We start from the raw sequence: 4,248 nt of genomic DNA on the forward strand, positions 1-4,248 counted from the left end.
CCACAGACACCAAACCCGGGCCAGGAAGACTTTGATGGTGATGGCATCGGCGATACCTGCGACAACGATCTCGCCGCTACCTGCGAATCACTGGGAGATTTCCAGCCGATTACCACCAGCAACTCCTTCCTGGCCAGTGGCAAGGTGGAACCCTGCTCAGGCTGTTCCGTGACCAGTCCCGGACGTGTCACTAACAATGTGATTACCGATGCCGCGCGGCTCGAAGTCACGGCCGGCGCAGGTGGCTATGCGTATATCGATGTCACCAAGGCAACGGTACTCTCCGGCCGCCACCTGATCGGCTTCCTGGTAGAACAACCGAGCAGCCTGCTCGACCTGGTACTGCAGGACACCATTAACATCAGCACCTGGCTGAACGACACCGCAACCGGCGACAGTTCCACAGGTAGCTCACTGGTGGCGTTCAAGGTCGATGGCGCGGTTAATCAGCGGGTCATAGTGATTGCCACCACGCTGGACTTCGACAGGGTGCGCCTGAGCCTCAACAGCCTGCTGCAGCAAGTGAACCAGCTGGATGTGTATATGGCATGTACTGCGCCGCTCTAACCTAAATCAAACGCCCGCACGACATCTGAGTCCCGGCTAACGCCGGGGCTCAGATACACACCTTGTTCAACTCATTTTCCCGGTTTGATTTTGCGCGGAAAATGCGGCGCAGCAGTGGCAAGCCACGGCGCCAGCCCAAGATACTTTGCGCGGTTGCCACGCCGGCGAACATGGCACCGGCAACACCGCAACTCATAATGTCCTGGCCAGTGAGGTAGAGGCCACCGATACGGGTTTTGGGGCGCAGCCAGGTTTGCGTGAAGCGGTTGGGATCGTGGTCCAGGCCATAGATCTCACCACGGCTGTAACGGCAGAAATAATCGGTGGATAGCGGTGTGGACAGTTCGCAGTAATCGATCTGCCCACGCAATTGCGGGAAGTGTTTGTAGAGGTGCTCGAGCAGACGCTCACTGAACTGCTGCTTGAGCGCGTCGTAGTCTTCACCGCGTTTGCCCCAGGGTTGCTCGTGCCACTGCGCGAACCATTCGTACTTGCCGGGGGCTACAATTTCGATGGTCGCGCGACCGGGGTAACGACGGGTGAAGCTCGGATCTTTGGCCGAGGGGAAGGAAATGTAGACCAGCGGAATTTGTGAATCGCGGTCTTCGAGGAAGCGTCGCGTATCGCTCTCGTAATCGGCGCTCGGATAGAGCCAATAGTTGGTCTTCGGCAGGCCCAGTTCTTCGGCGGTACGCTGCAGGCCGATATACAGACACACATGGGCCATCGACGGATTGACCGTATCCAGGTCACGGAAATAACCAGCATATTCGCTGGCACTCTGCGGCAGCAGCTTTTCGAACGTGTTGAATACACCTGCACCGGACACCACGAGCGGCGCCTCGATTTCAGTGCCATCGGCCATGCGCACACCGCGCGCGCGATTGCCATCCAAAAGGATCGTCTCCACCTCTGCGTAAGTGAAAACCTCTCCCCCGCTGGACTGGATCTGCGGGATGATGGTTTCGGCAATCTTGCTCGCACCTCCCACGGGGTAATAGCCACCATACAGGTAATGCTTGGCGATCAGCGCGTGAATAATGAAGCTGCCGGTCTTCGGCGTCATGCCATTGTCGCCCCACTGGCCAGTTAACACCGCAATCAACTTTTCGTTGTCAGTGAGTTCGCGCAGTACCTCGTACGTGGTCTTGTTCAGGTAGGCCGGCCAGCGCAGCTTCTTCCACAGCCGAGTGAACCGCGTACACCAGCTCGGCAACAATTTTTCCAGAGTGATCAGCGGCATCGCCCTGCCTACGGCATCAACTCGCTCCAGATACTGCTCGATAACACCGCGCTCATCCGGGAAGCTCCGTACCAGCTCATCCACAAAAGCCTGGCGCCCGGCGCGCAGATCGAACTGCTCATCACCTAGACAAATACGGTCGTAGGTGTCATCCATTGGCGCCCATTGTAGGGTGCCAGCGGAAAGAAAATCGAACAGCTGGCGGGTCATCGTTGGGTGTTCGCCCACGTCGCCGATATAGTGCACGCCTACATCCCACTCGTAGCCATTACGATCGTAGGCGTGGGTGAACCCCCCGGCGGTATAGTGTTGCTCCAGCACCAGCACTTTCTTGCCCGCAGCACTGAGCAGTGCCGCAGTGGTGAGTCCGCCAATACCAGAGCCAATAACGATAGTATCGTAGCGGCCGTCGAGCCGGTTGGCACGGTAGCGCCGGCCGATACGCAAGCGGCTGGGCTTTGGGGCACTGCGGTCGTGAGATTCGGTGGACACGATCATCGGGCGGTCTCTTTATTATTGATTTCGTTATGGCGCTACCTTAGCGCCGCCGCCGATACTATTCAACAAATTGCATATAAGGCCGGACTAGACGTAACCCCGCGGTATGTATTTACTAGGAGTAACTGACTCTTGGCCGTTTTGATAGAAAAAGTAACACGCCTATTTTTGTACCTACATATACCTGCAAAGGTACCGAAATCACAAAAGACAACTTAAACCACAACGGTAATGAGGCCAGCGGTACCAGTACCGCAAATACATCGATCGTCAAGCCAAATGCACAGATCGAGAAAATGACTACCCATGGAATTCGGCGACAGATTGCAATCGCCACAATTGGTGCGAACAAGCCAGCCAAAAACGTAGTGCACAACATCGCAGTTTGCTGAACCGGTTGCACTGGAAGATTTCCAGGCCCCCAACTGACACCACCGAAATTCCACAACTTAGTAATCATCATCTGAACAATGAATACGGAAGCGACTGAAGCTGTGAAGACAAGGAACAGGATAATTATCTTTTTCATACATTCTCCCGACGGTCACAACATGGATGAGCAACCAGATTTTATTTGAGCACAAGAAATACGTGAGCTTGCCCAAGCTTTTTAGGCTATACACGGCTCTAGCGGTACGCCACAATTTTTCAGTATATTCCCGGAATCAACCGATAGCGCACACGTTGCGCATAGTCTCGATAGCCAGGTAATTCCTTCGTTAATGTCTGATCTTCAAGTACAGTCCTAACAACCGTGATGATTGCTGCCACTGCTGCAGGAATCAGTGTCCATACCGAGCCCAGTGCAAGAACAATACCTATCAATGGGAAAATATTTCCAGAATACCCGGGATGCCTCACAAACCGGTACGGCCCACTGTCACACACCACATGCCCACGATCCGTCTGAATGCACATCACGCTGAAGAAAAAGCGGTTCTCTGCCAAAGCCCATGTAGCGAAAGCGTAACCGAGCGAGATCAAGGTGAATCCTATTACATTGAGCCACAACGGGAATTCAGGGGAACAGCTATAGCGGTGGTCTAGCCCAGCTACTATCACCATAGGGAAAACGATAGCCACTGCCATCAGTGGAGCAAGCACCTTGTCCCAGGCTTTTGCATTTTCGAAATTTTCAATGCTCTGTCGTTCGGCCATCATTCCGGGGTGCCGCTGCTCCGCCCATATACGCCCCGCTATACCTGCAACAAAGATCAGTAAAGAATAGAGCCACGCCTGCCACCAACCGAGATCACCACCACATATCAACAAAATCAGTGGAACAAGAAGATACACCACAACCAGTCTGGTCCACTGGCGAAGGGAAGCGGTCTGATTAGGCTTGCCATCAACCGCCTTCGTTGGCATGTCATTCCCCTAAACAAAACGTACTATTGTGCGTACCTGATACCTGCGTAACGCTGGCTGCTGGAGGCCAAAGGCCGAAATAATGCTGGATGCATGTGGCATGCATATATTGCTCTTGCAATTTCCGGTCATGTATTTTTTGCTTTTTCATACCGAGCGATTGCATCTTCAGGCCAATACTCACTGCGCCTGTAGAACCCCTCCACTACAGCACCACCTTCTTTCAATACAACCCACTTTTGCTTTGACGAAGTGTAAATATGAATATCAGGCGGACATAAATCAGGCTGATCCAGAGTTCCGACTCTAACAAATGACACCTTTTCCTTTGCAGCACCATAGTAACTCCATAAGGCTTCCTGGCATCTATTGCAGCGAACAACTTTCTGGCCAGCACCACTATTAGTTGGAAGCTCTACTTCATTAACTTCACCTTTGAGCAAAGATACGCATGAGGATTCTACCAGCGCATTAACCGCAAACGCAGAACCGGTCTCCTTTTGGCACCATGTGCAGTGGCAACAGTGCACAAACATTGGCATACGCTTAAGTTCGTATTCAGAATCTCCACA

5 protein-coding genes are annotated in these 4,248 nt (G+C 53.2%); 1 reads left to right on the forward strand and 4 read right to left on the reverse strand.

Annotation, left to right across the window (positions count from 1 at the left end):
• The coding region (locus VIL80_RS14405; RefSeq protein ID WP_332036789.1) for a hypothetical protein at positions 1 to 567 on the forward strand (567 nt) is incomplete at its 5' end.
• Positions 568 to 616: 49 nt separating this feature from the next.
• Here VIL80_RS14405 and VIL80_RS14410 read toward each other — a convergent pair.
• The 4 genes from VIL80_RS14410 to VIL80_RS14425 form a co-directional block, all read right to left on the reverse strand.
• A complete protein-coding gene (locus VIL80_RS14410; protein WP_332036790.1) occupies positions 617 to 2,308 on the reverse strand; it encodes a phytoene desaturase family protein in 1,692 nt (563 codons plus the stop codon).
• 115 nt (positions 2,309 to 2,423) lie between these two features.
• Positions 2,424 to 2,837, reverse strand: coding sequence for a hypothetical protein (locus tag VIL80_RS14415; RefSeq protein WP_332036791.1), 414 nt, complete (start codon positions 2,835 to 2,837; stop codon positions 2,424 to 2,426).
• A gap of 119 nt (positions 2,838 to 2,956) precedes the next feature.
• Positions 2,957 to 3,676 carry a methyltransferase family protein gene (locus tag VIL80_RS14420; protein WP_332036792.1) on the reverse strand — a complete coding sequence of 240 codons (720 nt, stop codon included), beginning with the start codon at positions 3,674 to 3,676 and terminating at the stop codon, positions 2,957 to 2,959.
• A 128-nt stretch (positions 3,677 to 3,804) separates the two neighbouring features.
• The coding region (locus VIL80_RS14425) for a GFA family protein (RefSeq protein WP_332036793.1) at positions 3,805 to 4,248 on the reverse strand (444 nt) is incomplete at its 5' end.

Origin of the sequence: Microbulbifer sp., from assembly GCF_036563125.1 — a bacterium.
Taxonomy (GTDB): domain Bacteria; phylum Pseudomonadota; class Gammaproteobacteria; order Pseudomonadales; family Cellvibrionaceae; genus Microbulbifer.